Raw genomic sequence first — 1,550 nt, 5'->3', positions numbered from 1 at the left:
ATATTACGAAACAGGCAGCGCGTTAAAAGAAATATCGAACCCTGAGAACTTAACGCTGTCAAACGAATTGAAACAAGTTGTTTTTGGAGCGATTGAAGCGCTACCCGAAGACTTAAAAACTGCAATGACGTTGCGTGAGCTCGAAGGTTTGAGCTACGAAGAGATTGCAGAAGTAATGGATTGCCCTGTAGGAACCGTACGTTCGCGTATTTTCCGAGCTCGTGAAGCGGTAGAAAAGAAAATTAAACCTCTTTTACAACGCTAGAACTTGTAATAATTATGGTGAAAATAATGGCTGATAAAGAAAAGCTTTCGGCACTCATGGATGGTGAAACGATCGATAAAGCTCTCATAGTAGATCTCGAATCTGATCAAGAAAGCATGGATACCTGGCAGAGTTACCATTTAATTGGTGATGTTATGCGTGGGGATGCGCCAGAAACTCCAGAGTGGAACATTGCTAACAGTGTAGCTGCAGCGCTTGATGATGAGCCTGCACATGGTTCAATGTCGAACCTGCACCAATTGAATGTTGAACCTACTGTTGCTCCAATTGAAGAGCAGCCTAAACCTCAGCAAGCGAAGCGTCAGCTTCCTGCATGGTTACAACAGTTTGGACAAGTTGCCGTGGCAGCGTGTGTTTCATTAGCAGTTGTATTGGGTGTTCAGCAATATGGTGGCAGCGATCCCGCAGCTCCAGAGCAGTTGCCTGTACTCCAGACGATTCCATTTGCAGGTTCTGCGGAACCAGTAAGCTTAACGCGTGACTCTGTTGAGAGACCTGCATCTGAAGCTAACATGCAAGAGCAACGCAAACGCGTTCATGCATTGTTAGAAGATTATGAGCTACAACTAAGATTAAACAGTGATGCATCGCCAATGGAAGATGCACACCTAGAATCGGATATTGAATGAAGAAAATCCTGGTCAGTGCACTGACACTGTTCAGCTTGATGTCTCCAACAGCCTTTGCAGAGGAAACCACTGCAAAGGCCTTGTTACATCAAATGAACGAGGCCAGTCAGCATCTAAATTACGAACTCTCCTACATATTGATAAAGAAGAGCAGCATTGAACCTCTGCTTTATCGTCATGCAGTTAACGACGACCAACAACTTGCACACCTTGTTTATCTAAGCGGCCCTGTTCGTGAGGTTATTCGACGTGGCAATGAAGTTAGCTACATCGAACCGGGTACAGAGCCATTTACTATTCAGTCTGGCAGTATGGTTGCACCTGTCATTCCGATGATTAATCGAGATATCGATTCTCTCAACCAATACTACGATTTTGTAAAAGTTGGGCGTTCTCGTGAGGCGGGCAGTACCACGCAAGTATTACGCGTCGTGCCGAAAGACGGCCTTCGATACTCTTACGTGGTTTGGGTCGACGAGAAAACCAACCTTCCTTTGCGTGCCGATCTTTTGGATCGTGATGGCGAAGTGCTTGAGCAGTACCGCACTATCTCTTATGTCGTGAACGATAAAATTGCAGAAGCAATGGGCGGTTTGAATCAAGCTAAATTGCCGAAGGTTTTGTCATTGCCAGAA

Annotated in this window: 3 protein-coding genes; all 3 read left to right on the top strand. The window is 45.3% G+C overall.

Features of this window, described 5'->3' with window-relative positions; genetic code table 11:
• Nucleotides 1-265 (top strand): sigma-70 family RNA polymerase sigma factor (locus tag AB4496_RS27770; protein ID WP_372133236.1); only part of this gene is annotated, 265 nt, incomplete at its 5' end.
• Nucleotides 266-291: 26 nt separating this feature from the next.
• The gene (locus AB4496_RS27765; protein WP_009847656.1) at nt 292-915 is read left to right on the top strand and encodes a sigma-E factor negative regulatory protein; all 624 of its coding nucleotides are present in this window, start codon (nt 292-294) and stop codon (nt 913-915) included.
• On the top strand, nt 912-1,550 hold a 639-nt coding region (locus tag AB4496_RS27760), incomplete at its 3' end, for a sigma-E factor regulatory protein RseB domain-containing protein (RefSeq protein WP_372133234.1). The genes AB4496_RS27765 and AB4496_RS27760, both read left to right, overlap by 4 nt.

The organism is Vibrio sp. 10N.222.46.A1 (genome assembly GCF_041473595.1).
GTDB lineage: Bacteria > Pseudomonadota > Gammaproteobacteria > Enterobacterales > Vibrionaceae > Vibrio > Vibrio tasmaniensis_A.
The sequence above is the reverse complement of the archived record's forward strand: the minus strand, read 5'-3'. Positions and strand labels throughout refer to the sequence as shown.